Origin of the sequence: Kribbella sp. NPDC058693, from assembly GCF_042715335.1 — a bacterium.
Taxonomy (GTDB): domain Bacteria; phylum Actinomycetota; class Actinomycetes; order Propionibacteriales; family Kribbellaceae; genus Kribbella; species Kribbella jiaozuonensis.
In genome coordinates, this window is record NZ_JBHXSQ010000004.1 from 170,229 (window position 1) to 196,876 (window position 26,648).

Sequence of the window (26,648 nt, forward strand, 5' to 3'; positions counted from 1 at the left end):
AGAGCAGCGTAGCGGCCAACACCCCCGGAACTGCGGAGGTGGGGCTAGCGTGGCAACACCTGGTCCAGCTGGCTGCGGGAGGCGATCTCCAGCTTCGAGAAGACCTTCCGGAGGTGGTACTGGACGGTCCGGGCGCTGATGAAGAGCCGCGTGGCGATCTCCGGGTTCGAGAGCCCGTCACGAGCCATCCTGGCGATCTGGGCCTCTTGGGCGGTCAGCTCGGTCCTGGTCGGCACAACCCGCTTCCGGGCAGTGCCGCCGGCAGCCTGGAGTTCACGCCGCGCCCGATCGGCGAACCCGGCCAGTCCCATCGCCTCGAAGCCGGAGTGCGCAGTGCGCAGGTATTCGCGGGCATCCGTACGGCGACGCTCCCGTCGCAGCCACTCGCCGTACAGCAACTGGGCCCGGGCGAGCTCCACCTTCAGCGCGGTCTTCTCCAGGTGAGTGATGGCCTCGCGGTACAGCCCCTCGGCCGTCTCGCCGGCAGTGACCATCGCACGGCACCGCGCGGACACTCCGAGCGCCCAGTCCGTGCCGGTCGCGGTGGCCATCTCCTGGAGCGTCTGTGCAGCCCGGTGCGCCGTGTCGATCGCACCGGTCCGAACCGCTGCCTCAACCAGCTCACTGTGCACGAGGATGATCGAGCGGTCCTCGGCGGACCGTTGTGCCGCGTCAAGCGCGTCCTGGTACCGGCCGAGCCCGTTGGCGAGTACTGCGGATGCCCAGTCCGCGAAGGCGACGCCGATGCCTTCACCGCGTCGGCTTCCGTCCCGCTTCGTCGCCTCAGCCAGCGCCAGCGTCTCCGACCGATCCCCACGGAACGCAGCCAGCGCAAGCCGACCGTACGGCGCAAGCTTGCCGCCGGTCACCTCGTTCGCGGCCTCCGCTTCGTCAGTCAGCGACGCGGCCGCCTCCAGGTCACCGGCGAACACCGAGACATAGGCCAGCGAGGTGAGGGCCAACGCGACATCACTGAGTACTCCGGTCTGCCGAACGAGCTGCACGTGCCGCCTGGACAGCTCCGCCCACCGGTCCCCGTCCCACAACCGCAGTGCAGTCGTGGCAGCCATCCACAGCAGCTGCAACTCCTCCTCGACCGACAGACCAGGCCCGAAGCCGGCCAGCGCCTTGTGCAACGTCGGGGCACTTGCGGCGTACCCGTCCCGGTAGTAGAGCGCAGAGCCCTCCAATAGCAGGTCTACCGAGCGTGTGACTGCAGGCTGCGGCGCAGCAGCGGCCTCCTGCGCGACAGCGAGCACATCGCCGTCCGGTGTCGCCAGGTGACCGGCAAAGATCGCCGCCGACAGCGCATCCAGGTAGGTCGTACGCGCCAGCACCACGTCGACCTTCTCGAGCCGTCTGGCCGCCTTCAGCATCAGCTGCGGCGCGTCGTTCCCTCTATTGGTCAGGAACGCAAGCTGTGCGTGCACGAGATCGGCCCGAGCCCGCTGGAGCTCACTAAGCTGCTCCCCCTCGGCCATGGCGAGCAGCTCGGCAGCCGAGTCGAATGCACCGGTCTGCAGCTCGGCCTGTGCCGCCGCGAGCGCCCGACCGGCTCGCTTCACCGGATCAATCGTCAGCGCGGCGGATCGCTGCAGGAACGCAGCCGTCGCCGCAAACCCACTCCGAGCCTGCGCCCGCCCGGCCGACCGCTCCAGCTCCTCTGCGATCTCCTCGTCCGGCCCGGCCGCACCCTGCGCCCGATGCCACGCTCGCCGATCCGGGTCGGCCTCCGCGTCGGTCTCCGCGGCCAGCGCCTGGTGTACCTCACGCTGCTCGGCCGCGGACGCGGAGCAGTACGCCGCCGACCGCACCAGTGGATGCCGGAACCGGATCCGGTTGGCGAACTCCGCCAGCCCCGCATCGGTCGCCGGCGCGGCTGCCTGCGGATCGATCCCGAGCCGTACGGCGGCCCGCCGGACCAACGCGTCGTCACCGGAGGGCTCAGCCGCGGCGAGCAGGAGCAGCCGACGGGTCTCGGCCGGCATTGCGGTCACCCGCTGCACGAAGCTTTCCTCGATCCCGCTCGCGCCGGGTAGCCCGAAGCCGCCGGCCAGTTGCGCCGGAGTCAGCCCGCGCGGCAGTTCCAGCAACGCCAGCGGGTTCCCGTGCGCCTCAGCGACCAGCTGGTCGCGCACCTGCGCATCGATCGGCACCGTCAGTACGGCGTCCAGCAGCGAGCGCGCATCGGCGTCACGCAGGCCGCCGATCTGGTACTCCGGCAGGCCCTGAAGGATCGGTCCGACCTCACGAGTCGCGAAGACCAGGCCGAGCGACTCCGCACCCAGCCGACGAGCCACGAACGACAGGATCTGCGCAGAGCACCGGTCCAGCCACTGCTGGTCGTCGACCAGGCATAGCAGCGGCTGGTCTACCGCAGCCTCAGCCAGCAGACTCAGAACGCCCAGACCGATCAGGAACATGTCCGGCGGCGGCCCGGCGCTGATGCCGAACACCGTACGCAGTGCCTCGGCCTGCGGAGCCGGCAACCGATCGAGCAGACCCAGCGCGGGCGCACAGACCTGGTGGAGGGCAGCGAAGGCCAGCTCCATCTCCGACTGCACACCAGAGACCCGTACTACTTGGCCGCGGTACGCCTGAGCCGCGAGGTGGTCCATCAGCGCCGTCTTGCCGACGCCGGCCTCGCCGGACAGCACCAGCGCGCGGCTCTCCCCGGAGCAGACTGCAGCAACAAGCTGATCCAGCGCGTCGCGTTCCGCGTCACGCCCGGTCAGCTCAAGGGAGCGATGGGGAGGAAGCACAGCCTCAAGGTATCTCCGGCAGGCCAGCTCGCGGAGTGGCTAGCCAGTGGCAGATGCGAACCGGTCCACGCCTGCCGCACCCTCTAGCGGTGCCACGAGCAGCGCTCAGAGCCGTTCGGGTTCCGTAAGCGTTCTGCTGATCTGAACGGAGATGAGTGATGGGACTGGCCTGGCAACAAGGTCCACTGGGGACCGGCGCGATCGGACGGTTCTTGGTCCCGGTCGAGCTGCCGGAGCGGATGCTGTACGCCGAGCCGGCGCGGCGGCGGATGCGGGTACGGTTCGGCGACAACTGGATCGCGGACAGCGAGGACGTCGTACTGCTGCACGAGCCGGCGCGGTATCCGGTGGCGTACTTCCCGGTGGAGGACGTGGTGGCCGACGTACTGAAGTCGGAGGACCGGACCACGCAGCACAAGGACCTCGGGGCGACCGCTTGGTACACGGTGAGTGCTGGTGACGCGAGCAAGCCGCGGTCCGCGTGGCAGCACGTCGAGCTGCCGGACTACGCGAGCGAGCTGAAGGGACGGGTCGCGTTCGCGTGGCGGGCGATGGACGCGTTCTACGAGGAGGACGAGCGGATCGTCGGCCACGCGGCTGACGCGTACCACCGGATCGACATCCGGCAGACCAGCCGGCACCTGATCGTCCGCGACGGCGACCAGGTCGTCGCCGCCTCGTCCCGTGCGCTGGTGCTCTTCGAATCAGGCTTCGCGCCGCGGTGGTACGTACCGCGGGAAGACGTGACCGACGGTGCCCTCACACCGGTCGAGGGCCAGACCTTCTGCCCTTACAAGGGCCTGTGCAGCTACTACGACATCGGTACGGCGCAACGGGCGGCGTGGTCGTACGAGGACGCCTGGACCGAGGTGCGCCGGATCTCGGGGATGGTGTCGTTCGAGCCGGACAAGGTCGAGGTGGAGCTGGACGGGAAGCGGATGCGGCGGGAGCCTGGTCAGGGTGTGATCTCGCATGGAGTCGACCGCGATCTGACCGTGGAGGAACTGTCCTGATGAGCGCAGCCACCGTGTTGTCGGTCAACGTCGGAATGCCGAAGAACGTCGAGTGGAACGGGAAGACCGTCTTCACCGGCGTCTGGAAGCAGCCGGTCGACGGACCGGTGATGGTCCGGCGGTTGAACCTGGACGGCGACGGCCAGGGTGACAAGGGCGGCCACGGTGGCGAGCAGCGGGCGGTGATGGTCTACCAGATCGATTCGTACCGTCACTGGGAGAAGCACTTCGGACGGGACGACCTGGTCTACGGGCAGTTCGGCGAGAACCTGACCATCGACGGGCTGCCGGACGACGAGGTGTGCATCGGCGACCGGTACCGGATCGGTGGCGCCGAACTGGAGGTCACGCAACCGCGGGTGACCTGCTACCGGGTCGGTCTGCGGATGGGCGAGCCCGAGCTGCCCGCCCTTCTCGTGAGCCACCACCGGCCCGGGTTCTACTGCCGCGTGATCACGGAGGGACCGGTACGAGCCGGCGACGCGATCGTGAAGGTGTCGACCGGACCGGGCGCGCTCAGCGTGGCCGACACGGATGCGCTGCTGTACCTGCCACACCGGGATCGGGCCAAGCTGCAGGTCGCCGTGCAGATCCCCGCGTTGAGTCCTGGGTGGCTGGGGTCGTTCCAGGACCTGCTGGCCGCGGAAGACACGCCGAAGCCGGCGTGGGACGGCTTTCGCCAGCTGCGAGTGACCGATGTGGTTCCGGAGAGCACCGACGTGTTCTCGGTTCGCCTCGCGACGCTCGATGGCAGCGACCTGCCGGCTGCTTTGCCGGGGCAGTACCTGACCTTCCGGCTGCCGGACGCGGTGCGCAGCTACTCGCTGTCGTCGACGCCCGACTACCGCGTCAGCGTCAAACGCGAGCCGCATGGAGTTGGCAGCGGCTACATGACTCAGCTGGCTGCGGGAGCAGTCGTCGACGTCGCCGCGCCCCGCGGCGACTTCATATTGCAGGACGGTTCCACGCCCGTCGTACTGCTCTCGGCCGGGATCGGGCTGACACCGGTCCTCGCGATGCTGCACGCACTGGCCGGCAGCTCTCGCGAAGTCTGGTGGATCCACACCGCCCGCGGCCCGTCCGAGCATCCACTCGCCTCCGAGGCGCACGAACTGCTCGCGAAGATCCCCAACGGCCAAGAGCGCATCTACTACAGCTCGGTCGACGGCCGGCTCACCAAGGAGAAGCTGGCCGAGCTGGCGTTGCCGTCCGACGCAACGGCGTACATCTGCGGACCGGCCGCCTTCATGACCGACATGCAGGCCGCACTGACCGCGGTCGGGGTCACGCAGGTCCACACCGAGCTGTTCGGTGCGCTGGCGGCGATCAACCCCGGCCTGGTCGACCAGATCGCCCGTACGCCGCACCAGCCGGAGGGACCGCCCGGCGATGGACCACAGGTGACTTTCGCCCGCAGTGGCATCTCTACCGCGATGCGGGACGGCAGTCTGCTCGACCTGGCGGACGCATGCGATGTTCCGACGCGCTGGAGCTGCCGGACCGGGGTGTGCCAGACCTGCGTCACCCCGTTGCTGTCGGGAGAAGTCAGCTACTCCCCAACCCCACTCGAACCACCGCCGGACGGTCAGACGCTGCTCTGCTGCGCCCGTCCGACGACCGATCTCGTCCTGGACATGTGATGGATTACAGAATCGAAGTTCTCACTCTGCCGGTCAGCGACGTGGACGCGTCGCTCGCCTTCTACCGATCGCTCGGCTTCAACGTCGACGTCGACTACCACCCACGCGACGGGTTCCGCGTCGTCCAGGTGACGCCGCCCGGCTCGGCCTGCTCGATCCAGTTCGGCGAAGGTCTGACGGACGCGGCGCCGGGCTCGGCGCGTACCAACTACCTCGTCGTCGACGACCTCGAGGCCGCACATCGGGAATTGGTTGCCAACGGCATCAAGATCGGCGATATCCAGCACAAGGAACCGATCGACACCTGGGCCGGCGAACTCGCTCCCGGCCTCGATCCCGATCGCCGGCCCTACGCCAGCATGGCCGAGCTCGCCGACCCGGACGGCAACACCTGGACGCTGCAGGAGATCAGCAACAGATGACCCAGCTCGACCCCAGCGGCATGTCGATGACGAGTGCCGCTACCAGTCCGTTGCGCGCGTTTCTGCGCACCGAGGCGGCCAGCGCGGCGGTGCTGGTCGGTGCGATCGTGGTGGCACTGGCCTGGGCCAACATCAGCGGCACCGGGTACGAGAGCTTCTGGACGACCGAACTGCCGATCCGGATCGGCCCGCTGTCCGCGAACCTCGACCTCCGGACCTGGGTGAACAGCGGCCTGATGACGCTGTTCTTCCTGGTCGTCGGGCTCGAGGCACGCCGCGAGTTCGACCTCGGTGAGCTGCGTGAACGCCGCCGGCTGGTCCTGCCACTCGCCGCCGGCCTGGCAGGGATGGTCCTACCTGTGCTGATCTACCTGGCCTTCAACCACTCCGGAGCCGGACTGCACGGCTGGGGCGCTGCGATGTCCACAGACACCGCGCTGGCCCTCGGTGTGCTCGCAGTGGCCGGGAAGCAGGTACCGGACCGGATCCGGACCTTCCTGCTGACCGTGTTCGTCGTCGACGACGTAGTGGCGCTCGTAGTGATCGCAGTCGCCTACACCAGCGAGGTGCACGTAGTCGGGTTGCTGATCGCGATTGCGGCGTACGGCGGTCTGCTGGCGAGCAGGCGGATTCCGTACCGGCAGCGTCGGGTGGTCTTCACCGCGCTCGCTGTGGTGCTGTGGTGCGCGCTGCTGTCCAGCGGGATCGACCCGGTGGTCACGGGTCTGGCGGTCGGGCTGGCCACGTCGGCGTACCTGCCGCGACGGGATGCGCTCGAGCAGGCGACGACGCTGGTCCGGCTGTTCCGTGAGCAGCCGACGCCGGAGCTGGTACGAGAAGCGACGACCGGTCTGACCGGGACGCTGTCGGCCAATGCTCGCCTGCAGCACACGTACCACAGCGCGACGAGCTATGTGATCGTGCCGCTGTTCGCGCTGGCCAACGCGGGCATCTCGCTGCGGCCGAGTCTGCTGTCGGACGCACTGACCGCACCGGTAGCCGTCGGCCTGTTCGTTGCGTTTGTGGTCGGCAAGCCGGTTGCGGTCGCTGGGACGTCGTGGGCGCTCATGAGGACGACGCACGGCTCAGTGCGGCCGTCCGTCGGCTGGGCCGGCGTCGTGGGGAGCGGACTGATCGCCGGGGTGCCGTTCACGGTCTCGCTGCTGATTGCTGACCTGGCTCTCACCGGTAAGGCGCTCGAGGAGGCGAAGATCGGCGTACTCGCGGCCGCTGTGGCCGCTTCCGTCATCACTCTGGTCTTCTACCGCGTGATGGCCGGTCACACCCGGGCTCTACTGGGCACCGGTCCTCAGCTGGTCGATCTGGCGACTCCAGTGGACCCGAACCGCGACCATGTGCGCGGTCCGGCGGACGCCGTGGTCACGGTGGTCGAGTACGGCGACTTCGAGTGCCCGTGGACCCAGATGGCCGCACCGACGGCCCGCGAGCTGATCGCGAAGAACAGCTACATCCGGTACGTCTGGCGGCACCTGCCGCTACACGACGTCCACCCGCACGCTCAACTGGCGGCGGAGGCGGCCGAGTCGGCCGGGCGACAGGGCAAGTTCTGGCCGATGCACGACCTGCTCCTGGCCAACCAGGAGAACCTCGAACTCGAGCACATCCTGAAGTACGCCGCCGACCTGCAACTCGACCTACAGCGCTTCCGCACCGACCTCACCTCCCACGACTTCGCCACCCGGATCGCCCAGGACATCGACTCGGCCGACCGCAGCGGCGTAGCCGGCACCCCCACCTTCTTCATCAACAACCACCGCCACAACGGCCCCCAAGACCTAGGCTCCCTGACCGAGGCAATCCGCCAGTCCTTGGCAACGGCAACCTGACTGTCCCACCCGGCGGATAGTCAGGTGCGGCGCGACGGCGTCGCATTTACTCTGGGGAGATGCCGTCCGCTCATCACTTGCTCGCGTTTGCGATCACCGCGTTCATCATCATCGTGGTTCCGGGGCCCAGCGTGTTGTTCATCGTGGGCCGCGCGCTCGCGGTCGGGCGGCGCGAGGCGGTGCTGACGATGATCGGGAACACGGTCGGGGCTGCCGTCATGCTGGTGCTGATCGCGCTCGGGCTCGGCACGCTGATCGCAGCCAGTGCGATCGCGTTGACCGTGGTGAAGCTCGGCGGAGCGGCGTACCTGATCTATCTCGGGGTGCACGCGTTCCGGTCGCGGAAGTCGCTGGCGGAAGCGCTGGCGAACGGGGTCAAGCCGGGCAGCAGCCGGAAGACCGTCCGCCAAGGGTTCCTCGTCGGCGTGACCAACGCCAAGACCGCGGTGTTCTTCGCGGCCGTGCTCCCGCAGTTCGTGGACAAGGGCGCGAGCAGCCCGGCGTGGGCGCAGATCCTGGTCCTCGGGCTGATCTTCATCGTGATCGCGCTCTGCTCGGACAGCGTCTGGGCGGTCGTGGCCGGAACGGCGCGCGAGTGGTTCGCCCGCTCGCCGCGCCGGCTCGAGCTGGTCGGCGGTACCGGCGGCCTGATGATCATCGGCCTCGGCGCCAGCATCGCGGTGACCGGCTCTAAGGAGTAGTACGCCGACCCGCCAGTACGCCGATCAACGCGAGCAGCGCCGGGAACCCGAACGCCACGACGTACGCCGTGATGTCGGAATGCGGCTCGATTGCCGCGAACAACGATCCGCCGATCGCCAATACCGTTGCCGTTGACAACGAGTCACTGAGCTGCGCCGCGGAGCTGTTCGCACCCTGCTCGTCCCGCTCCGAGTACTCCAGGGTCAGCACCGACAACGTCGGGAACACGGTCCCCATGCCGAGCCCGGTCAGACTCCAACCGAGGATCCCCACGAGTACCGGCACGTGCGGGTTGAGCGTCAGCGTCGCGGTGACGATCCCCAGCACGATCAGTACCATCCCGCCCTGCAGGAACACCGAGTGCGAGAACGGCTGGTTCGGCCGGCCGCGGTACCAGGACGCCGCCGTCCAACTCAGCGCGCTCACTGTCAGCACCAGGCCCGCCAGCGCCGGCGACAGCCCGCGCTCCCGGGTCAGCATGAGCGGAAGGAACACCTCCGCACCGAACCCGGACGCCGCGACCAGACCACGCAGCGCGACCACCGACGGCAGCCCACGCCCGAACACGAACGTACCGGCCGGCAGCAGCCGCGGCCCGAACGCAATCACGCCGGCCAGACCAATCACCAGCAGAGCCACCTGCAGTACGCCGCGCTGCTGTCCGCCGTAGTGCAGCAGACCGACCCCAACGGCGGCCGCAACCGCCCACATCGCCCGCTTGTCCCACAGCTTTCCTTGACGCGCTTCGTGCTCGCCCGCCCGCGCCAGACCGGGCCGCATCACCAGAGCAGCCGGCACCGCAAGCGCCGGTACAGCGAGGAACACGAACCGCCAACTGGTGTGCTCGACGATCAACCCTGCGATCGCGGGACCGACCAATGACGGTACGACCCAGCCGGTCGCGAACGCCGCGAAGATCTTCGGGCGCAGCCGGGCCGGATACAGCTGCCCGACGACGACGTACAGCGCGACCGTGAGCAGACCCGAGCCGTAGCCCTGGATGATCCGGCCGACGACCAGGACCTCGATCGTCGGCGCGAACCCTGCGATGAGCAGACCGCCCAGGAACCACGCCGTACCGTGCCAGAGCGGCCGGGCCGGGCCCTTCAGGTCACTCCAGGTGCCCGAGACAACCATCGCGACCACACCGGACGCGAGCGGTCCACCGAACGCGAGCGCATACAGGGAAAGCCCGTCGAGCGCCTGCGCGACCGTCGGCATCGCGGTCGCGACGGCCAGTGACTCGAACGCGACGAGGGTGATCAAGGCGACCATCCCGACCGTCAACGCGCGGTACTGCGGGGAGAGGACGCCGCCTGTCTCAGTGCTGGCCGTGGGCTCGGCAAGGGTGGTCATGCCGAGAAGGCTCCGCCCTCAAGTGGACTTTAAGTCAAGGCGGCGAGCACCAAGGCAACAATCGGCGGGACGGCCTGGGTCGCCGCAGCACGAAGCATCCGGCGATCGGAGGCGAGGAGTACGACGCCGGCCCCGGCCATGCACGCACATGCGAACAGCGCGATGGCGTGGCCCTTGTCGCCACCCCAGATCAGGCCGCCGAGCGCGCCGATCGCGAGGAACAGGTTGTAGAAGCCCTGGTTGAACGCCCACGGCCGCGCGGCCGCCATCTCGGTGTCGTCCTTGACCAGGAACCGCCGATAGGTGCTCGGCTTGCGGAACAGCAGGCTCTCCATCGCAAACACGAACAGATGGAAGATGCCGGCAATCACCACGAAGACCTGCGCGATCACGCTCATGCCGGGAAGGTACCGCTAGGCCCGCCAATCCGTGGTGAAGGCACGCGCTGGGTTGTTCCGGAACACGGCGTCCGCGACGTCAGCACCGAAGTACCGCGTGATCCGCGGCCGCAGGTGCGTCAACAGGTACGGCATGCCCGGGCCTTCACCGGTGGCCGCCCGCGCGCGAGCGGTCGTCGTATCGCCGCCGAGCAGCAGGCGGTCGGCGTACCCGGCATCGATCAGTGCAGCCAAGCAGTCCATCATCCGCGGGTCGGTGGCGTTGTTGGCCCGCGACGGCCCGTCGAACGCGAGCCACGCACCCCGCTGCGCGAGGTCGAGCTGTACGCGATGATCCGGGAAGCGGTTGAGGTGCCCGAGGATGACGGCGCGCGGATCCACCTCGAGCTTGTCGACCAGCAGATCGAGTACGGCGTCTGCCGCCGAACCCAGCTCGTGGTGGATGGCGATCGGCGCATTCGTCACGTGATGCGCCTCGGCCGCGGCCCGCATCACCAGCTCGGCGTGCGCGTCGAGGACGTGGAAACCGCTGGCCACCTTGATCAGCCCCGCGCGCACCTGGGTGTCGCCGATACCCGCGGTCAGCTCGCGCACGAAGATGTCGGCGAGCTGGTCCTGCACCTTGTCGACGAATCCGTCGGGGTAGTGCTCACGCCGGTGGAGGCCGGTCGCCGCGACGATCGAAACCCCTGTCCTGGTTGAGATTCCAGGCAGCAACTCGGCGCGCCGGGTCAGCCCGTACGGGGTCCATTGCACGATCGATTGGCCACCCGCGTCCGCGAAGGCGCGTACTTCGGCCGCCGCGGCGGCCTCGTCGTCCAGCTCCTGCCCGGGTAGGGCCGCCGAGCGGAAGAACAGGTGGTCGTGCGAGTCGGTAATGCCGAGCGCGTCGGGCCGCAGGTCCCCCAGAACTGTACGAATCACAGATCCAACGTAGCGTCCCGGGGGTGCCTGCGCGGCTATCGTCTCGACGAGCGACCGGTGGTGTCAGCGACCTCGGCGGGAGCTGCCGGCGCGCGATCCCGCGGAGAACGCAGCGGCTCCGGCGGGGCGAGCCGCCGATCCCGGAGTACTCGTGCTGTAGCTCTTCGGGCCGCCCGAACCGGCGCGGGACCTGGAGCGGCCGCCCCGCGAGCCTCCGGTCGACTGGCCGGCACCCGACTGGCTTGAGCGCTTCTGGCCTGACCGCTTGCCGGTTGCCGACTGGGTGGAGCCCGAAGCGCGCCCACGGCGATTGCCTCGGCCCGATCCGTTGCCGCCTGAGCCCGCCGCGCGTTCGGTCTGCACCGGCGTGGCCGCCGGCTCGACGTACGTGCGCTCGCCGGGAGCCAGCTCGGACAGCAGCGGGTCGCCGGTGGTGAGCTTGGTGACCGTCGCGGCGATGCCGGCCTTGCGGGTCAGGTCGCGGACGTCGCGGACCTGGTCGTCGGTCATCAGCGTGACCACGGTCCCCTCGGCACCGGCGCGCGCCGTACGGCCGGAGCGGTGCAGGTACGCCTTGTGCTCGATCGGCGGGTCGGCGTGGATGACCAAGGTCACATTGTCGACATGGATGCCGCGGGCGGCGATGTCAGTCGCGACCAGCGTCTTCGCCGTACCGTCCGAGAACGCCTCGAGGTTCCGCGTGCGGGCACCCTGCGACAGGTTCCCGTGGAGCTCGACGGCGGGCACGCCCTGGGCGATCAGCTTTTTGGTCAGGGACTTGGCGCCGTACTTCGTCCGCGTGAACACCAGCGTGCGCCCAGGCGCTGCGGTCAGATCGACCAGCACCGGGAGCCGGGTGTCCGGCTGAACGTGCAGGACGTGGTGGGTCATCTTGGCGACCGGTGAGCGTGCCGAGTCGACGCTGTGCGTGACCGGGTTGGTCATGAAGCGCCGTACGAGAACGTCGACGCCGGCGTCGAGCGTGGCCGAGAACAGCAGCCGCTGGGCCGTAGCCGGGGTCGCTTCGAGGATCCGGCGTACGGCGGGGAGGAAGCCGAGGTCAGCCATGTGGTCGGCCTCGTCGAGCACGGTGATCTCCACCGCGCCGAGCTTCGCGTGACCGGCCTGGATGTGGTCCTCGAGCCGGCCCGGGCAGGCGACGACGATGTCGGCGCCCTTGCGCAGGCCGTTGATCTGCGGGCCGTGGCCGACACCGCCGAAGATCGTCATCGACCGCAGGCCGAGCGTGTCCGCGAGCGGGGTGATCGAGGCCTGGATCTGGGTGGCGAGCTCGCGGGTCGGCGCGAGAATCAGAGCGCGCGGCTGGTTCGGCCGGCGCTTGCTGCCGCTCGCGGCGAGTCGCGTGAGAACCGGCAGGACGAATGCGTAGGTCTTGCCGGAGCCGGTCCGGCCGCGGCCGAGAACATCCTTGCCGGCAAGGGAATCCGGCAACGTTGCTGCCTGGATCGGGAACGGGTTGGTCACACCGGACGCGTCCAGCGCGGCAACGAGCGGAGCCGGTACGCCGAGCTCGGCGAACGTGCGGTTGTCGGGGGCAACTACTTCGATGTCGTTGCTCTCAGCAACCACGACGTCCTGGACGGGAGCCGGCTGGTTGTTGCGCGCGGCACCTGAACGGCGCCGGCGGCGGGGACGTGCGGATGCCTCCGAGGTTGCGCTCGTGGTGCGGCGCGGGGAGGTGGATTGCGTGGGCGTGGTTGTAGACGTGGGGCGGCGGGCCGCCATAGAAGTACTCCAAAAGTCGGGGGTCGTCCTGCCCGGCGCGGCCTGGTGGGCCGCGGCGCGTGGTGGTCGACTGCTGGCGCAGTGTAGTTGCGCTCACCGGCCCGAGGCAGAACTGGGCGGGCCGTCGTTACTAGTCTACGTCACCGCGGGTCGAGAACCGGCGGATATTCACAGGACCCTCGTCACACGGTTAGGTTCTGCACGTGACGACTGAGTTCCGGGTGGACCCACCCACGGCCGCCGACGAGCGGGTACTGCTGCAGGGATTCCTCGACTTCCACCGCGGCACGCTGCTCTGGAAAGTGTCGGGATTGACCGGCGAACAACTGGTCGAGCGCTCGGTCGATCCGTCCAGCATGTCGTTGATCGGGCTCGTACGGCACCTGAGCGAGGTCGAGAAGTACTGGTTCCACCGCGCCCTCGCCGGCCACGACTCACCCCCGAAGTACTGGACCGCCGAGTATCCGGACGGCGACTTCGACCTGGCCGACCCTGCGCAGGCCGAACAGGACGTCGAAGACTTCCGCGAGATCGTGAAGCTGTCGGACACCCTGGCCGCGGCGTTCGCGCTGGACGACACGTTCAACCGCCCCAACTACGACGAGCCGTACTCCGTCCGCTACCTCTACATCCACATGATCGAGGAATACGCCCGCCACAACGGCCACGCCGACCTCCTCCGCGAACGCGTGGACGGGGCAACCGGGGAATAGCTGGTACTGCGGTCAGCCCCCGCGTGCTTCCGCAGCCGCCTCTCGTCGCTCCGCTCCTCGGCGCGACAGCTCCGCCCGCTACCCACCCACCCCCGGGCTCATCGCCCGGAGCATCCTTTCCGGCTACCGCCGGACTCTTCCGGCTATCGCCGGTGTTGCCGGCTGCCGCCGGTGTTTGCCGGCTGCCGCCGGTGTTTGCCGGCTGCCGCCGGTGTTTGCCGGCTATCGCCGGTGTGCGGGCTGCCGCCCGTGATCCGCTCGCTGGCGCTCGCGAGTGACTGCTCGGCCGGCGTCTACCCGCCGGGCGACCGCGGCCGGTGGGGTCTGTGGACAGCTCCGGAGGGGCTCGGCGCCTCAGGGGTGAGCGGAGGCACGGTCACCATCCAGCGCTATCCGCGCGGTAGTCATCCGCACCCCCAGCCGCACGGCGCTAGCGGCAGACGGACGGTGGACTGGCGATAGCCCGCCTTCGACGACAAGCGAGCGCCGGACAAGCTATCGCTCAGGAGCGCCAGCGAGCAAATCACGGGCGGCAGCCCGCACCCCCGCGGCAGCCGCACCTCGCCGGCGGCAGCCCGCACCCCGGCGGCAGCCGCACCTCGCCGGCGGCAGTCCGCAACTCCGGCGATAAGCCGGAACACCCCGGCGACAGCCGGAAGATCCCGGCGATAGCCGGGAAGGATGCTCCGGGCGATAAGCCCGGGGGTGGGTGGGCAGCGTGCGTAGTGGTCGCGCCGAGGAGCGGAGCGACGAGAGGCGACCACGCAGCACGCGGGGGGCTGATCCCACGCGCAGCACGCGGGGCGATCAACCCGCGGCGTGGATCTCTGCTGAGGCAGGATGCAACCATGACGACCTGGGTCTTCGAAGGAACCGTGCTTCCGGCCGGCGGCGCCGCGCGCGTCACGTTCGGGCCGGGTGAGATCGGCGAGGTGCTGCCGGGGCGGTACGGCGTACCCGGGCTGGTCGACTCGCACTGCCACCTGACCATGGCGCCCGGCCCGAACGGGCCCGTGCTGCAGGGCGCGGACTTCGCGGCCGAGCGGCTCGGTGAGCTGGCCGGCGCGGGCGTGAGTGCGGTCCGCGATGTCGGCGGCAAGCGCGAGGTGACCCTCGAGCTGGCTCGCACGCGGGACGACAGCCGTCCGCTCGTCCTCGCGGCGGGCCGGTTCCTCGCGCCGGAGGGCTGCTACTTCCCGCAGGCGTACGAGCCGGTCGCAGCGGAGGACCTGCTCGCCGCGGTCGAGGCCGAGATCGCTGCCGGAGCGACCTGGCTGAAGCTGGTCGGCGACTTCCCCGAGGTCGGCCCGGACGGTCCGATCCGCGGTAGCAAGGTCAGTCCGACGTACGGCCTGGATGTGGTCGGGGCGATGGTCGAGCTGGCGCACTCCCGCGGCGCCCGGGTCGCGGCGCATGTCAACACCGACCACGTCACCGACCTGATCCGGCTCGGCATCGACTCGGTCGAACACGGTACGGCGCTCACCGAGCAGGACCTCGAAACCCTGGGCGCCCGCGGCGGCGCGTGGACCCCGACGCTCTGCGCCTCGGTCGACCCGAGCCCGAACGAGACCCCGGAGCAGTCGGCCCGCCGCCGAGCCCGCTCCGAACACCTGGCATCGATCCTGCCGCTCACCGACCTGTACGGCGTCCGTGTGCTGACCGGATCCGACGTCGTCGGCACCGTCGCCGGCGAGATCGACCTCCTCGTCCAACACGGGCTCTCCGTCGAGCAGGCCCTGACCGCGGCCTCCACCGGTGCGCAGGAGTTCCTCGGTCTGACCGGCGCCGGCAACCTCGTCACGTACGACGCCGACCCGCGCGAGCACCCCGACGTACTGGCGACGCCAGCTGCCGTCGTACTGAACAACCGCCGGATCTCATGAAGGAGAAGGATCTCGACCGCTGGGTCGACCGGTACCGGAAGGCGTGGGAGAGCAACGATCCCGCGCATATCGCCGCGCTCTGGACCGAGGACGCCGCCTGGTACCGGCGACCGGACGAGCCGCCGGTGCTCGGGCGGGACGCGATCGTGGCGGCCTGGCTCGACGTCGCCGACGGTCCGGGCGAGACCGACTTCGAGTACCAGGTGCTCGGGTTCGGCGACGGGGTCGGATTCGTGCGCGGCTGGACGACGTACCTGACCAATCCTCCGGCCGAGTTCAGCAACCTGTGGGTGATCCGGCTGGACCGGGACCGGGCGCACGAATTCACCGAATGGTGGATGGAGAAGCCGCTGTGAGCTACCCTCGCGGATAGGCACTCAGGGTGCCACCGGTCCGCGGGAAGGGCTCAGCCCACCTGAAATGAGCACGGTTGTGGCAGTTGTTCACCTCCTTTCTCGCCTGACGACGCGGACAGCAGGCTCGTAGAGAGGAGGTCGGTGATGCCGACCCGAAATCTTCCGGACGACCCACACCTCGAACACCTTCGCAAGCAGGCCAAAGGTCTGCTCAAGGGCGTCCGCGCCGGGGACCGCGAGGCGATCGCGCTCGCAGACGAGTTCCATCCGGTGCAGACGCTGGCGGACGCGCAGCTGGTAGTTGCCCGCAGCTACGGATTCCCCAGCTGGCCGCGGATCGTGCGGCACCTGGAGTTGGTGGACAAGTACAGCCGGTCACCCCATCGGCAGTCCGTCGGCGGCCCGCTCGACACTCCGGAGCAGCGTGCCGACGAGTTCCTCCGGCTGGCGACGTTGCACTACGGGGAGGACGATCCGGCGCGCCAACGATCCGCCCGCGATCTGCTCGACCGGTTCCCAGAGATTGCCCAGAGCAACATTTATACGAAGGTCGTGGCCGGCAACCTCGACGCCGTCCGCGCGGACCTGAGCAACGCAGCAAAAGAAGGCGGACCGTACCGCTGGGAACCGTTGCTCTACCTCACCTACAACCGCCTGGACGCGCCCAACCAGGTCGAGATCGCGCGCCTCCTCCTCGAGAACGGCGCCGATCCCAACGCCGGCTACCTCTGGCAGGGACTGCCGTCACCGTTCACCGCGATCACAGGCGTCTTCGGCCGCGGCGAGGGCGACCAACCACCGCACCCCGATCGGGTCGAGCTCGCCCGCGTGCTGCTCGACGCCAGCGCCGATCCGAACGACAGCCAGACCATGTACAACTGCGGTCCCGGTTGTCCCCCGCCGTACGACGATGTGCATCTGGAGCTGCTGCTCGAGTACGGACTCGGCCGCGGCGACGGCGGTCCGTGGCACGAACGGATGACCACCGCGCACCCGACTCCGCAGCAACTCCTCGAGGACGAACTGGTCTTCGCGGCCTGGGCCGGTCTACTGCACCGAGCCGAGCTAGTGCTTGCCCAAGGCACCGAGCCTGAAGGCACCGGCACCAGGCATCCGGTGTACGGCGGTGGTCGCCCGTATGTGCTGGCTGCGGTCCAAGGCCACACGGAGATCGCGGACCTGCTCAAGGCGCGAGGCGCGGCGCCGCTGGATGAGATCGAGGAGGTGTACGCCGCGGCGATGCGCGGCGAGACACCGGACGTCGATGCCGGACTGGCCGCGCGTGCGGTCGCACGTCAACGTCATCTGCCCGTTCGCGCCGCCGAGATCGGCCGTACCGAAGCTCTGGAACCCCTGCAGCGGCTCGGGTTCGATCTGAATCGGATCTCGGGCGGGTCGGCGCCGATCCACCGCGCCGCACTCAACGGCCATCTCGGCACGGTCAAGAAGCTGATCGAGCTCGGCGCCGATCCCGAGGTACGCGATCCGAACTACAACGGGAACGCACTCGGTTGGGCCGAGCACAACCACCAGCAGGCGGTGATCGACTACCTCAAGGGCTTACCGCAAGGAACAGGAACGCGCTGAACACCGCAAGGTGAACGGCTCCCTGGAGCAGCGTGGCGCGCCCGGTCGCGAGCGTGAGCATGGCGGTCACGACCGTCAGCGCGAACAGCACCATCTCCTTGCCGCCGAGCCCGAGGACGAGCGGTCCACTCAGCCAGATGGACGCGATGGCGATCGCGGGGATGGTCAGTCCGATACTGGCGAGCGCTGAGCCGAGCGCCAGGTTGACGCTGGTCTGGAGGCGGTTCCGCAGTGCCGCGCGTACTGCGGCAACCGTCTCCGGCAGCAGCACCAGCAAGGCGATCACGACACCGACCACGGCCACCGGCGCGCCGGCCGACTCGACCGCGGACTCGAGTCTCGGCGAGACAGTCTTGGCCAGACCAACGACCGCGATCAGACAGACGAACAGCAAACCGAGGCTGAGCAGTGCGGTCCTCGTGCTCGGAGCGGCGGCGTGATGCTCCTCATCGTCGACGTCGCTGTTGCCGCCGGAGCGCACCGGCAGGAAGTAATCCCGGTGCCGGATCGTCTGGATGAACACGAAGACGCCGTACAGCAGCAGCGACGTCACGCCCGCGAACGCGAGTTGCGCCGAGCTGAACTGCGGCCCGGGGGCGCTCGTCGTGAACGTCGGCAGCACCAGACTCAGCGTCACCAACGCCGTCATCACCGTGAGTGCGGAGTACGACGCCTGCACGCGGAACTCCTGCACGCGGTGTCGCAGCGAGCCGACAACGAGAGACAACCCGAGGATCCCGTTGCAGGTGATCATCACCGCGGCGAAGACGGTGTCGCGCGCCAGCGACGAAGCCTTCTCTCCACCGGATGCCATCAGCGTGACGATCAGCGCGACCTCGATGATCGTCACCGCGAGCGCGAGGATCAGCGTGCCGAACGGTTCACCGACACGGTGCGCGACAACCTCGGCGTGATGAACGGCGGCGATCACGGCGGCGCCCAGACCGAGGCAGACGAGGATCAGCAGGAACGCGCCCAGGTGGCGATGCCAGGTCACCAGCAAGACAACGAAAGCGAGCGGTGGCACGACCAACGTCCAGCGCGGCAGGCCTTGGATCACGGAGTTTGTCATCCTCAGACAGCCTATCGGGAATCTGCTTGGCATCCGGCCAACATCGGGTGATGCTTCTCCCACAATGACTGTGCAGATCAGGAACGCGACCGCCGCCGACTGGCCGGCCATCTGGCCGTTCTTCCACGAGATCGTGACCGCGCGCGAGACGTACACGTACGACCCGCACCTCACCGAGGAGGAGGCCAGGGCGATGTGGATGTCGCCGCTGGAGCTTCCGCTCGGCCGGACCACGGTCGCGGTCGATGCCGACGGCACCGTTCTCGGCAGCGCGAACATGTACCCGAACCGGCTCGGCCCCGGCGCGCACGTCGCCAGCGCGAGCTTCATGGTCGACGGCAAGGCCCGCGGCCTGGGCGTCGGCCGGCTGCTGTGCGAGGACATGATCGCCTGGGCCGGAGAATCCGGCTTCCGCTCGATCCAGTTCAACGCCGTCGTCGAGACCAACGAACCCGCCGTACACCTCTGGCAGTCCCTCGGCTTCCGCATCGCCGGCACCGTTCCCGAGGCGTTCGACCACCCCACGCTCGGGTACGTCGGCCTACACGTCATGTACCGTCCGCTGCCATGAATCGTGCTCGCGGGATGTGGAAGGCGCTAGAGCCGTATCACGCGATTTCGTACTTCTCGCCGGAGACGCGGAAGGCGACTGATGCGCTGGGGTTGAAGGGCGGCTGGATGAGCTACTTCGGCTGCCGGGCGGCGCCGCTGGGCGCGGTCGGGCCGGGGCTCGTCGCCGCGATGTTCTACAACTTCCACCCGGCGATGGTCGCCCGCTCCCTGCCGGACGCGTGGACCTACGCGACCCCAGAACAGCTGCTCGACGCCCGCCTCACGGCTGTGGACAACGCCGTACGCGGGCTCTTCCCCGACGCGCCGCCATACCAAACCGTATGGTCTGGTGAGCCCGTGAAGCGCGCGGCCGAACTGGCTCGGCGTGCGGCCGAACTCGCACCGGTTGCCGGCCGACCGATCGCGGCTGCCAATGCAGCGCTGGAGTGGCCGGACGAGCCACACCTCGTGCTGTGGCAGGCGACCACGATCCTGCGGGAGTCGCGCGGCGACGGACATGTCGCGGCGCTGGTCGCGGCCGAGTTCAGCCCGTGCCAGGCGCTGGTGACGATCTCCGCGGCGGGTGGGCCGGCCAAGGAGGTCTTCCAGCTCAACCGCCGGTGGAGCGACGAGGAGTGGGCGGCCGCATCGGACGATCTGCGCAGCCGCGGACTGCTCGACGCCGAGGGCGCGCTGACCGACGCCGGACGAGCGCTTCGGCAGCAAGTCGAAGTCACCACGGACTCGCTGGCCGATCAGGGTTGGCGAGCGCTCGGCGATGAGCGCACCCGCGAGTTGCACGACGTCGTACGTCCGATGAGCGCCGTACTGATGTCGGCCGGGCTGATCCCGGCGGACAACCCGATGGCTATGCGCTGGGACTGATCCGGTCCGCCAGCGTGCGGAGCGATTGAGCCAGCTCCTCGCCAGTCGGCGCACTCTGCGGGTCGAACATGCTCTGCGCGACCACCCCGAGCAGCAGCGCCTGCAGGAGTGAGCCGATCGCCTGCACCTGCTCAGGATCCGCATCCGGGTCGACCCCGCCGAACAGCTGCGCCAGCCCTTCCCGCGCCTCACCCTGCATCTTCGTCAGCTCCGCCACGAGCTCAGGCATGGTCGCCCCCAGGCTCAGTACCTCGAACTGCGTCGCCCACAGCGCCTTCAGACGCGGATTCGAGAGACTGTCGATGACCTGACTCCAGGTCGCGACGAACTGCTCGCGCGGTCCGGTCGAGACCGCCGCACGCTCATCACCGGCGCCGGCGACCTCCGTCGCCCATTCCTCGGTCAGCAACCCGCGCAACGCCTCGTTGAGCAGCGTCTCCTTGGAACCGAAGTGGTAACCGATCGCGGCCAGGCTCACCCCAGCGGCGGTCGCGATGTCGCGCGCCGTCGTCCGGCTGTAGCCCTTCTCCAGCAGACACGCCTTCGCGCCCTCGACCAGCGCCTCCCGATTGCCCATGCCCGCACTCTAACACGTCTGTCTCACACAATCGTCTTGCACATTTGTCTAAGACCGTCGTACAGTCGTGGCACACCAACTACTTCTGGAGGGGTTCCGATGACGACAGTTCTGATTTCCGGCGCGAGTGTGGCGGGTCCGGCCCTGGCGTACTGGCTGCAGCGGTACGGCTTCACCCCGACCGTGGTCGAGCGCGCTCCGGCGCCGCGCCCCGGCGGCTACGCGGTCGACTTCCGCGGCGCGTCGATGAAGGTGCTCGAGCGGATGGGCATCCTGGACGCGGTCGAGGCGAAGGCGACCCGGATGGGCGCGATGACGTACGTGAAGGAGTCCGGGAAGGTGGCCGCGACCACCTCGTCCGAGGCGTTCAGCGGCGAGCTCGAGATCCTCCGGGGCGACTTGGTCGACATCCTGTACACGCTGACGAAGGACACCATGGAGTACCTGTTCGACGACTCGATCGTCTCGCTCGACCAGGACGCGGACGGGGTCGACGTCGTGTTCGAGAGCGGGATGCGGCGGCGGTTCGACCTGGTCGTCGGCGCGGACGGGCTGCACTCGAACGTACGGCGGTTGGCGTTCGGCGCGGAGTCGTCGTACATCCATGACCTCGGGTACTACGCATCCGTCTGCACTGTCGAGAACCACCTCGGCCTGGACCACACCGGCCAGATCTTCAACGTGCCCGGCAAGACCGTCGGCACCTACAGCGCACGCGACAACACCGAGGCGAAGGCGCTGTTCTACTTCACCTCCTCGGACCTGAAGTACGACCGGCGGAACGTGCCGTCGCAGAAGGCGATCGTCGAGGAGCAGTTCAAGGATCTCGGCTGGGAGGTGCCGACGCTGCTCGAGGGGATGCGGACCGCGCCGGACTTCTACTTCGACTCGATCAGCCAGATCAAGCTGGACAGCTACTCGCGCGGCCGGATCGCGCTGGTCGGCGACGCCGGGTACTGCGCTTCGCCGTTGTCCGGGATGGGTACGAGCCTGGCTGTCGTCGGTGCGTACGTGCTCGCCGGTGAGTTGCACGCGGCCGGCGGGGATCACGAGCAGGCGTTCGCGGCGTACGACGTACGGATGAAGGACTTCGTCGTGGCGTGTCAGAAGCAGGCGGTCGACGGGGCGATGTGGTTCATCCCGGCGAGCAAGTGGTTCATGAAGCTGCGCAACCTGACCTTCCGGATGATGCCGTACCTGCCGTGGCGGAACATGATCCGGGACATGTCGCTGAAGGTCGGCAACGCGATCGAGCTCACGACGTACGAAGACCTTCCGCTGCGGCCCGCAGCACCGCGTCGGTGAGTGCGTCGAGGACGCCGGACTCGAGCTTCCAGTGCTGCCAGTACAGCGGTACGTCGATGTATTTGCCTGAGGCAACTTCCACCAGGCGGCCGGCGGCGAGCTCGGATCCGGCGATCTGGTCCTCGATCATCCCCCAGCCGAGCCCGATCCGGACCGCCTCGTGGAACGGCGCGGAGGCGGGGATCGCGTGCGACGGAGGATCCAGCTTCCGCCGGGTCACCTTTCGGAGCAGCCTGTGCTGCAGCACGTCCTTCTCGTTGAAGACGACCATCGGGGCCTCGGCGAGTGCCTCCGGCAACGGCTTCCCGGCCAGCCAGCGTTCGGCGTACTCCGGGGTGGCGAGCGGGAGGTACCGCATCTTGCCGAGCGGTACGACGCGACAGCCCTGTACCGGTCGGGGATCGGCGGTCACCGCGGCCAGGACCGTACCGTTGCGGAGGTACTCCGCCGAGTGCTCCTCGTCCTCCTGGTGCACCAGGAACCGGGCGTTGTGGGTCCGGGACAGGTCGAGCATCGCGGGCAGGAACCAGTTGTTGAGCGAGTCCGCGTTCACCGCGAGCGGGATCCGCTGCGCGTCGACCGTACCGCGGACGGCGGCGATCGCCTCGAGCTCGAGCAGGGACACCTGGCGGGCCAGCCGGAGCAGCGCCTCACCCGCCGCGGTCGCCCGGGCCGGCCTGCCGCGCATCACCACGACCTGACCGAGACGGCTCTCCAAGGCCTTGATTCGTTGGCTGATCGCGGACGGCGTGACCCGCAGCCGCCTCGCCGCCGCGTCGAAACTGCCTTCGTCGACGACGGCCACGAACGTCTCGAGCTGCACGGAGTCGAACTGCATGATGAAGCAATCCTAATGCAGCATCAGAATCTTTAGCTGGTTTCAAGCCGCCGAACTGCCTACCGTCGAAGACATGCCCCTCTTCGCCGGATTCGCCACGTCGATTTCCCTGATCGTCGCGATCGGCGCCCAGAACGCTTTCGTACTCCGCCAGGGCCTGCGCCGCGAACACGTCCTCCCGGTGGTGCTGACCTGCGCACTCTCCGACGCACTCCTGATCTCCAGTGGCATCCTCGGCCTCGGCGCCCTCCTCACCCGCAGCCAACTCGCCCTCGACATCGCGAAGTTCGGCGGCGCCGCCTTCCTCTACACGTACGCCGCGTTGGCCGCCAAGCGTGCCTTCAATCCCGGCGCAATCACCCCCGCCGACCACGCCCCCGCCGCCCTCCGCAGCGTCGTACTCACCTGCCTCGGCTTCACATACCTCAACCCCCACGTCTACCTCGACACCGTCGTCCTCCTCGGCTCCCTCGCCAACCAACGAGGCACCAACGGCCGCTGGCTCTACGGCCTAGGAGCAGTAGCCGCCAGCTTCATCTGGTTCTTCGCCCTAGGCTTCTTCTCCAGCAAACTCACAAAAGTCTTCGCCCGCCCCCGAGCCTGGCAATTCCTGGACTCCGCCATAGCCGTAATCATGGCCACCCTGGCCACCTGGATGCTGCTTCCCTGATTTGATGATGGCTGTGGACGTGACGGTGTTGTGTGATGCGGTGGCGGTGTTTCCGGAGGGGGTTTCGGAGGCCTTGGCTGGTTGGGGTTCTGGGCAGGCGGGGTGGACCAGGGACGTTATGCCGGGGAACGTTCGGGGGGAGGGGTGGTTGTTGCATTTTCATAGTTATTTGGTGAGTTCGGGTGATGGCTTGGTGTTGGTGGATGCGGGGGTTGGGCCGGCTGGTGGGGAGGCGGCGGAGTGGTTGGGGGTGGCTGGGCGGTTACCTGGGTTGTTGGGGCGGGTCGGGGTTGAGGTGGCGGATGTGGATGCGGTCGTGTTGACGCATGTGCATCTGGATCATGTGGGGTGGGCTTCGGACGGGGTGCGGCCGTTGTTTCCGCGGGCGGAGTATGTCGTGCAGCGGGACGAGGTGGAGCATGTGCGCGGCGGGGCGACGTACTTGAGCAGGATCCGGCCGATCGAGGAGGCCGGGCAGTTGCGGGTGGTGGATGGGGAGACTGCGCTGCGGGGGATGCGGTTGGTGCCTACGCCGGGGCATACGCCCGGGCATCAGGCGGTGGTGACGGAGCGGGCGATCCTGGGTGGGGACGTTTTGGTGCATCCGGCGCAGGCTCGGTGGCCTGAGCTGACGTATGTGTACGAGCGCGACCCTGCGACCGCCGTGACGTCGCGGCGGGAGGTGCTGGCGATGGCGGCCGCGCTGGGCGTGCCGATCGCGGCCGCACACCCGAGCAACGCCCTGCAACCAGGTGCCCCGCCCGGCGCCGACCGTACGCAGGGCGCGGACGGCAGGCCAGGCGCCGGCGGCACGCAGCTCCTGCCGGTCGACGTCGCGCCGGTTGAGGGACCGGGCACCGGCGGCGACGTCTGCCCGCCGTACAAGCTTTAGCGGTAGCCCGTGGTGTCGGCCGGTTTGCCGGCGCCTTCTACCTCGACGATGTAGCGCCAGGCGTCGGGTTGGCTGCCGTCTAGGTCGGTGAAGCCGTAGAGCTGGGCGAGTTCGCCGCTCGACGTCGACTTGCCGTTCCACCGCCGTACGTCGGGATCCGCTGCGAGCGCCGCCACCGCGCGGCCGACGTACGACGGGCTCTCGGAGATCGCGAAGTGCGGGACCTTCTCGGTCGCGTCCCGCCAGTTCTCCTCGCGTACGCCGAACCCGTCGAGCATCGCCTCCGACCGCAACCACCCCGGCGTGAGCAGTACGGCGGCCGCGTCGTACTGCTTCAACTCGTGCGCCAGCGCGAACGCCATCCGGCTGACCGCGCCCTTCGCGACGTCGTAGAAGAACGAGACGCGATAGTTCGAGGCGTTGTACTCGTTCGTGCCATCCGTCATCTCGACCACGAGCCCGCCGGGTGTCTTGATCAGCAGCGGCAGCGCGAAATGGCTGGTGATCGCGTGCGTGTTCACGCCCAGCTCCAGCAGCCGCAGACCGGGCTCGAGCGAGCTCTCCCACACGGTCTTGTCCCAGTCGGGCTCGCCGTGCTGACCCCAGATGTCGTTCACCAGGATGTGCAGCGCACCCTGCTCGGCCTCGATCCGCTCGACCAACTCACGCACCTGCGAAGGATCGAGATGATCCGTCGGTACGGCGATCCCGCGCCCGCCGGCCTTGTCGACGAGCTCGGCCGTCTCCTCGATCGTCTCCGGCCGAGCCATCTCCGACTGCCGGCTCCGGGTGGTCCGGCCGGTCACGTACACGGTCGCGCCGGCCGCACCGAGCTCGACCGCGATCCCCCGCCCGGCCGCCCGGGTCGCCCCGGCGACCAACGCCACCTTCCCCGCCAACGACTTCATCGGTCCTCCTTATCCATACGTTGTACGATTATGTACCATACGACGTATGGTTAACGTCGGCAAGCGCTCCGGGCGGCCCCGCGCCGGGGAGGAGCGGCTGAGCCGGGAGACGATCCTGACCGCGGCGCTGCGGATCGTCGACGACGAGGGCATCGACGCGCTGACCATGCGGCGGCTGGCGGCGACACTGCAGGTCAACCCGATGTCGCTGTACCACCACCTGCCGAACAAGGCCGCCGTACTGGCCGGCCTCGCGGAGCTCGTGTTCGCCGGGCTGGAGCTACCCGACCCCGGCGACGCCGTCCCCTGGGACGAGCAGCTCAAGGAGGCTGCCCGGGCCTATCGCAACGGCCTCCGCCAGCACCCGAACCTGGCGCTCCAGGTGCTCTCCGACACGTCAGCAGTCTCTGACGTCGTCGTGGTCACGATGGAGCCGTTCTATCGCGCACTCGACCGAGCAGGCTTGAAGCCGCGTCAGATCTTCGAGGCGGCCAACACGCTGATCGATTTCATCCACGGGTTCAGCCTCGGCGAGGCGTCCGTGCGGGCCGAGACGTTCGAGCTGGCTCCTGACCTACTCACCCGCGTACGCGCCCTGCCGGCGGACAAGGCACCAACACTGACGCGGATCGTCGGCGAGCTTGGAGTAGACGGCCTCGCCTACGACTTCGACGACGGGTTCGAGTCCGGGCTCTCCACACTGACCGCGGGCATCGCAGCCACCGCCCGTCGCCGGTAGCGCGAGATCGCGACGCCCACGAGACACAGCGCGCCACCGCCGTACGCGAGCGGCGCCGGGCTCTCACCGAGCAGCAACCAGCCGAGGAAGATCGTGAGCGGCGGGACCAGGTACGTCGTCGCGCCCATCCGGCCGGCCGTCGTACGGGCCAACGCGTAAGCCCAGGTGGTGAAGGCGATCGCGGTCGGGAACGCGCCGAGGAACACGACCCACCAGATCGTCGACGCTCGTGCGTCACCCACTTCGTGAACCAGCGTCGGCCCGAACGGCAGACACGCGACCGCACCGATCACGCACGACAACCACGTCACCTCGAGCGCAGGCAGCCGGGCGAGCAACGGCTTCTGCGAGACGACACCGATCGCGTACGCCGCCGCGGCCACCAGACACAGCACCACACCCCACGTCTCGGCGGTGCCGTTGGACGACGACAGCCCGATCAGGACCACCCCTCCGAACGCGACGACGCTCCCCATCACCAGCTGACGCGGGAAACCCTCGTGGAGAAGAACGCCCGCCAGCAGCGCGATCAGCAACGGGCCGATGTTGACGAGCATCGCCGTCGTACCGGCGTCGAGGTGGTGCTCGGCCTCGTTCAGCGCGAGGTTGTAGACGCCGAACCAGAGCAGACCGCAGGCCAGCAGAAACTTCCAGTCACCGCGAGCCGGCCAACGCCGCGGCCGCGCGAACACGAAGATCCCGAGCAGCACACTGCCGACGAGCAACCTCCCGAGCGCCAGCGCACCGGCCGAGATCTCCTGACCGACGTGGCGGATCGCAACGAACGCCGACGCCCACAGCACCACCGTGACCGCGGCCGCACCGGCGGCCAGCACACCCTGCTTCTTCATACTCTTA

At 68.7% G+C, this 26,648-nt stretch carries 25 protein-coding genes; 15 read left to right on the forward strand and 10 right to left on the reverse strand.

Going from position 1 to position 26,648, the window contains the following annotated elements; genetic code table 11:
* Positions 1-44: 44 nt before the first annotated feature.
* Positions 45-2,762: an AAA family ATPase gene (locus tag ACFWUU_RS26980; RefSeq protein WP_380179343.1), complete on the reverse strand. Its 2,718-nt coding sequence runs from the start codon at positions 2,760-2,762 to the stop codon at positions 45-47.
* A 158-nt stretch (positions 2,763-2,920) separates the two neighbouring features.
* On the opposite strand from ACFWUU_RS26980, the gene ACFWUU_RS26985 reads away from it, so the two are divergent.
* Genes ACFWUU_RS26985 through ACFWUU_RS27005 form a run of 5 tightly spaced genes read left to right on the forward strand, consistent with a single transcriptional unit; the run spans position 2,921 to position 8,385 of the window.
* Positions 2,921-3,775 carry a DUF427 domain-containing protein gene (locus tag ACFWUU_RS26985; protein ID WP_380179345.1) on the forward strand — a complete coding sequence of 285 codons (855 nt, stop codon included), beginning with the start codon at positions 2,921-2,923 and terminating at the stop codon, positions 3,773-3,775.
* Positions 3,775-5,415 carry an MOSC domain-containing protein gene (locus ACFWUU_RS26990; protein WP_380179347.1) on the forward strand — a complete coding sequence of 547 codons (1,641 nt, stop codon included), beginning with the start codon at positions 3,775-3,777 and terminating at the stop codon, positions 5,413-5,415. The genes ACFWUU_RS26985 and ACFWUU_RS26990 overlap by 1 nt, the downstream gene beginning before the upstream one ends.
* The gene (locus ACFWUU_RS26995; protein WP_380179348.1) at positions 5,415-5,837 is read left to right on the forward strand and encodes a VOC family protein; all 423 of its coding nucleotides are present in this window, start codon (positions 5,415-5,417) and stop codon (positions 5,835-5,837) included. Before ACFWUU_RS26990 ends, ACFWUU_RS26995 begins: the two co-directional genes overlap by 1 nt.
* A complete protein-coding gene (locus ACFWUU_RS27000; protein WP_380179351.1) occupies positions 5,834-7,684 on the forward strand; it encodes a Na+/H+ antiporter NhaA in 1,851 nt (616 codons plus the stop codon). Before ACFWUU_RS26995 ends, ACFWUU_RS27000 begins: the two co-directional genes overlap by 4 nt.
* Before the next feature lie 59 nt (positions 7,685-7,743).
* Positions 7,744-8,385, forward strand: coding sequence for a LysE family translocator (locus tag ACFWUU_RS27005; protein WP_380179354.1), 642 nt, complete (start codon positions 7,744-7,746; stop codon positions 8,383-8,385).
* Here ACFWUU_RS27005 and ACFWUU_RS27010 read toward each other — a convergent pair.
* From ACFWUU_RS27010 to ACFWUU_RS27025, 4 genes are all read right to left on the reverse strand, one after another.
* Positions 8,375-9,742 carry an MFS transporter gene (locus ACFWUU_RS27010; protein ID WP_380179356.1) on the reverse strand — a complete coding sequence of 456 codons (1,368 nt, stop codon included), beginning with the start codon at positions 9,740-9,742 and terminating at the stop codon, positions 8,375-8,377. The genes ACFWUU_RS27005 and ACFWUU_RS27010 overlap by 11 nt on opposite strands.
* A 29-nt stretch (positions 9,743-9,771) precedes the next feature.
* On the reverse strand, positions 9,772-10,140 hold the full coding sequence (locus tag ACFWUU_RS27015) for a DUF1304 domain-containing protein (protein WP_380179358.1): 369 nt from the start codon (positions 10,138-10,140) through the stop codon (positions 9,772-9,774).
* 15 nt (positions 10,141-10,155) lie between these two features.
* On the reverse strand, positions 10,156-11,064 hold the full coding sequence (locus tag ACFWUU_RS27020) for a phosphotriesterase (RefSeq protein WP_380179360.1): 909 nt from the start codon (positions 11,062-11,064) through the stop codon (positions 10,156-10,158).
* Between the two features lie 63 nt (positions 11,065-11,127).
* Entirely contained in the window at positions 11,128-12,654 is a 1,527-nt protein-coding gene (locus ACFWUU_RS27025; RefSeq protein WP_380179362.1) for a DEAD/DEAH box helicase, read from the reverse strand.
* Between the two features lie 359 nt (positions 12,655-13,013).
* Here ACFWUU_RS27025 and ACFWUU_RS27030 point away from each other — a divergent pair, with 359 nt between their 5' ends.
* The 4 genes from ACFWUU_RS27030 (at position 13,014) to ACFWUU_RS27045 (ending at position 17,352) form a co-directional block, all read left to right on the forward strand.
* The gene (locus ACFWUU_RS27030) at positions 13,014-13,523 is read left to right on the forward strand and encodes a DinB family protein (RefSeq protein ID WP_380179364.1); all 510 of its coding nucleotides are present in this window, start codon (positions 13,014-13,016) and stop codon (positions 13,521-13,523) included.
* A gap of 848 nt (positions 13,524-14,371) precedes the next feature.
* Positions 14,372-15,409, forward strand: a complete 1,038-nt coding sequence (locus tag ACFWUU_RS27035) for an amidohydrolase family protein (protein WP_380179366.1) — start codon at positions 14,372-14,374, stop codon at positions 15,407-15,409.
* The gene (locus ACFWUU_RS27040; protein WP_380179368.1) at positions 15,406-15,765 is read left to right on the forward strand and encodes a YybH family protein; all 360 of its coding nucleotides are present in this window, start codon (positions 15,406-15,408) and stop codon (positions 15,763-15,765) included. The genes ACFWUU_RS27035 and ACFWUU_RS27040 overlap by 4 nt, the downstream gene beginning before the upstream one ends.
* A gap of 144 nt (positions 15,766-15,909) precedes the next feature.
* On the forward strand, positions 15,910-17,352 hold the full coding sequence (locus ACFWUU_RS27045) for an ankyrin repeat domain-containing protein (RefSeq protein ID WP_380179370.1): 1,443 nt from the start codon (positions 15,910-15,912) through the stop codon (positions 17,350-17,352).
* Here the strand turns inward: ACFWUU_RS27045 and ACFWUU_RS27050 are convergent.
* Positions 17,318-18,424 (reverse strand): calcium:proton antiporter, encoded by a 1,107-nt coding sequence (locus tag ACFWUU_RS27050; protein WP_380179372.1) that lies wholly within the window; start codon positions 18,422-18,424, stop codon positions 17,318-17,320. The genes ACFWUU_RS27045 and ACFWUU_RS27050 overlap by 35 nt on opposite strands.
* Before the next feature lie 64 nt (positions 18,425-18,488).
* On the opposite strand from ACFWUU_RS27050, the gene ACFWUU_RS27055 reads away from it, so the two are divergent.
* The gene (locus ACFWUU_RS27055) at positions 18,489-18,995 is read left to right on the forward strand and encodes a GNAT family N-acetyltransferase (RefSeq protein WP_380179374.1); all 507 of its coding nucleotides are present in this window, start codon (positions 18,489-18,491) and stop codon (positions 18,993-18,995) included.
* The gene (locus tag ACFWUU_RS27060) at positions 18,992-19,861 is read left to right on the forward strand and encodes a hypothetical protein (RefSeq protein ID WP_380179376.1); all 870 of its coding nucleotides are present in this window, start codon (positions 18,992-18,994) and stop codon (positions 19,859-19,861) included. The genes ACFWUU_RS27055 and ACFWUU_RS27060 overlap by 4 nt, the downstream gene beginning before the upstream one ends.
* On the opposite strand, the gene ACFWUU_RS27065 is transcribed toward ACFWUU_RS27060, so the two are convergent.
* A complete protein-coding gene (locus ACFWUU_RS27065; RefSeq protein WP_380179377.1) occupies positions 19,845-20,438 on the reverse strand; it encodes a TetR/AcrR family transcriptional regulator in 594 nt (197 codons plus the stop codon). The genes ACFWUU_RS27060 and ACFWUU_RS27065 overlap by 17 nt on opposite strands.
* Before the next feature lie 99 nt (positions 20,439-20,537).
* On the opposite strand from ACFWUU_RS27065, the gene ACFWUU_RS27070 reads away from it, so the two are divergent.
* Positions 20,538-21,743 (forward strand): FAD-dependent monooxygenase, encoded by a 1,206-nt coding sequence (locus tag ACFWUU_RS27070; protein WP_380179379.1) that lies wholly within the window; start codon positions 20,538-20,540, stop codon positions 21,741-21,743.
* Here ACFWUU_RS27070 and ACFWUU_RS27075 read toward each other — a convergent pair.
* Positions 21,694-22,581 (reverse strand): LysR family transcriptional regulator ArgP, encoded by an 888-nt coding sequence (locus tag ACFWUU_RS27075; protein ID WP_380179381.1) that lies wholly within the window; start codon positions 22,579-22,581, stop codon positions 21,694-21,696. The genes ACFWUU_RS27070 and ACFWUU_RS27075 overlap by 50 nt on opposite strands.
* 73 nt (positions 22,582-22,654) lie before the next feature.
* On the opposite strand from ACFWUU_RS27075, the gene ACFWUU_RS27080 reads away from it, so the two are divergent.
* Both ACFWUU_RS27080 and ACFWUU_RS27085 read left to right on the forward strand, forming a co-directional pair.
* Entirely contained in the window at positions 22,655-23,251 is a 597-nt protein-coding gene (locus ACFWUU_RS27080; RefSeq protein ID WP_380179383.1) for a LysE/ArgO family amino acid transporter, read from the forward strand.
* A 172-nt stretch (positions 23,252-23,423) separates the two neighbouring features.
* On the forward strand, positions 23,424-24,143 hold the full coding sequence (locus ACFWUU_RS27085; protein WP_380179385.1) for an MBL fold metallo-hydrolase: 720 nt from the start codon (positions 23,424-23,426) through the stop codon (positions 24,141-24,143).
* Here the strand turns inward: ACFWUU_RS27085 and ACFWUU_RS27090 are convergent.
* A complete protein-coding gene (locus ACFWUU_RS27090; RefSeq protein ID WP_380179387.1) occupies positions 24,140-25,051 on the reverse strand; it encodes an SDR family oxidoreductase in 912 nt (303 codons plus the stop codon). The two genes, ACFWUU_RS27085 and ACFWUU_RS27090, sit on opposite strands and share 4 nt — an antisense overlap.
* Positions 25,052-25,097: 46 nt before the next feature.
* On the opposite strand from ACFWUU_RS27090, the gene ACFWUU_RS27095 reads away from it, so the two are divergent.
* On the forward strand, positions 25,098-25,790 hold the full coding sequence (locus ACFWUU_RS27095) for a TetR/AcrR family transcriptional regulator (RefSeq protein ID WP_380179389.1): 693 nt from the start codon (positions 25,098-25,100) through the stop codon (positions 25,788-25,790).
* Here the strand turns inward: ACFWUU_RS27095 and ACFWUU_RS27100 are convergent.
* A complete protein-coding gene (locus ACFWUU_RS27100) occupies positions 25,712-26,641 on the reverse strand; it encodes a DMT family transporter (RefSeq protein WP_380179391.1) in 930 nt (309 codons plus the stop codon). The two genes, ACFWUU_RS27095 and ACFWUU_RS27100, sit on opposite strands and share 79 nt — an antisense overlap.
* Between the last annotated feature and the right edge of the window lie 7 nt (positions 26,642-26,648).

What these genes read in the sequence shown, in the direction of transcription:
- ACFWUU_RS26985 (WP_380179345.1), top strand. Translation starts at nt 2,921, where the DNA reads ATGGGACTGGCCTGGCAACAAGGTCCACTGGGGACCGGCGCGATCGGA.
- ACFWUU_RS26990 (WP_380179347.1), top strand. Translation starts at nt 3,775, where the DNA reads ATGAGCGCAGCCACCGTGTTGTCGGTCAACGTCGGAATGCCGAAGAAC.
- ACFWUU_RS26995 (WP_380179348.1), top strand. Translation starts at nt 5,415, where the DNA reads ATGGATTACAGAATCGAAGTTCTCACTCTGCCGGTCAGCGACGTGGAC.
- ACFWUU_RS27000 (WP_380179351.1), top strand. Translation starts at nt 5,834, where the DNA reads ATGACCCAGCTCGACCCCAGCGGCATGTCGATGACGAGTGCCGCTACC.
- ACFWUU_RS27005 (WP_380179354.1), top strand. Translation starts at nt 7,744, where the DNA reads ATGCCGTCCGCTCATCACTTGCTCGCGTTTGCGATCACCGCGTTCATC.
- ACFWUU_RS27010 (WP_380179356.1), bottom strand. Translation starts at nt 9,742, where the DNA reads ATGACCACCCTTGCCGAGCCCACGGCCAGCACTGAGACAGGCGGCGTC.
- ACFWUU_RS27015 (WP_380179358.1), bottom strand. Translation starts at nt 10,140, where the DNA reads ATGAGCGTGATCGCGCAGGTCTTCGTGGTGATTGCCGGCATCTTCCAT.
- ACFWUU_RS27035 (WP_380179366.1), top strand. Translation starts at nt 14,372, where the DNA reads ATGACGACCTGGGTCTTCGAAGGAACCGTGCTTCCGGCCGGCGGCGCC.
- ACFWUU_RS27040 (WP_380179368.1), top strand. Translation starts at nt 15,406, where the DNA reads ATGAAGGAGAAGGATCTCGACCGCTGGGTCGACCGGTACCGGAAGGCG.
- ACFWUU_RS27045 (WP_380179370.1), top strand. Translation starts at nt 15,910, where the DNA reads ATGCCGACCCGAAATCTTCCGGACGACCCACACCTCGAACACCTTCGC.
- ACFWUU_RS27050 (WP_380179372.1), bottom strand. Translation starts at nt 18,424, where the DNA reads ATGACAAACTCCGTGATCCAAGGCCTGCCGCGCTGGACGTTGGTCGTG.
- ACFWUU_RS27055 (WP_380179374.1), top strand. Translation starts at nt 18,489, where the DNA reads ATGACTGTGCAGATCAGGAACGCGACCGCCGCCGACTGGCCGGCCATC.
- ACFWUU_RS27060 (WP_380179376.1), top strand. Translation starts at nt 18,992, where the DNA reads ATGAATCGTGCTCGCGGGATGTGGAAGGCGCTAGAGCCGTATCACGCG.
- ACFWUU_RS27065 (WP_380179377.1), bottom strand. Translation starts at nt 20,438, where the DNA reads ATGGGCAATCGGGAGGCGCTGGTCGAGGGCGCGAAGGCGTGTCTGCTG.
- ACFWUU_RS27070 (WP_380179379.1), top strand. Translation starts at nt 20,538, where the DNA reads ATGACGACAGTTCTGATTTCCGGCGCGAGTGTGGCGGGTCCGGCCCTG.
- ACFWUU_RS27075 (WP_380179381.1), bottom strand. Translation starts at nt 22,581, where the DNA reads ATGCAGTTCGACTCCGTGCAGCTCGAGACGTTCGTGGCCGTCGTCGAC.
- ACFWUU_RS27080 (WP_380179383.1), top strand. Translation starts at nt 22,655, where the DNA reads ATGCCCCTCTTCGCCGGATTCGCCACGTCGATTTCCCTGATCGTCGCG.
- ACFWUU_RS27090 (WP_380179387.1), bottom strand. Translation starts at nt 25,051, where the DNA reads ATGAAGTCGTTGGCGGGGAAGGTGGCGTTGGTCGCCGGGGCGACCCGG.
- ACFWUU_RS27095 (WP_380179389.1), top strand. Translation starts at nt 25,098, where the DNA reads ATGGTTAACGTCGGCAAGCGCTCCGGGCGGCCCCGCGCCGGGGAGGAG.
- ACFWUU_RS27100 (WP_380179391.1), bottom strand. Translation starts at nt 26,641, where the DNA reads ATGAAGAAGCAGGGTGTGCTGGCCGCCGGTGCGGCCGCGGTCACGGTG.